This window comes from Cognatundibacterium luofuense (genome assembly GCF_018139685.1).
Taxonomy (GTDB): domain Bacteria; phylum Pseudomonadota; class Gammaproteobacteria; order Burkholderiales; family Burkholderiaceae_D; genus Undibacterium; species Undibacterium luofuense.
Genome location: NZ_JAGSPN010000473.1, coordinates 1 through 311 on the forward strand (window position 1 = coordinate 1; position 311 = coordinate 311).

General features: G+C 52.1%; 1 protein-coding gene. It reads right to left on the reverse strand.

Annotated features, from left to right (window positions below; genetic code table 11):
• The coding region (locus tag KDM89_RS21275; RefSeq protein ID WP_212689792.1) for an efflux RND transporter permease subunit at nucleotides 1-311 on the reverse strand (311 nt) is incomplete at both ends.

Consider the following 311-nt stretch of genomic DNA (forward strand, 5'->3'; position numbering starts at 1 on the left):
TTAATAGTACCGCCGCCGACATTCGAATTATTATTAGCGAGTGCCTGATTCACCTGATCCAGTGTCACTGCATAGCGCTTGAGCAGATTTGGATCGACCTGCACCTGATACTCTTTAATTGTGCCGCCAAAACTCACCACGTCGGCGACACCGCTCACGATGCGCAACTCAGGACGTATCACCCAATCCTGTAAAGCACGGATATCATTTTCAGACATACCGGCCGGTGCTTCGATAATGTAGCGGTAGATTTCACCGACTGCCGTCGTTAACGGCGCGATACTTGCCTGCACCCCTGCCGGCAGCGATAC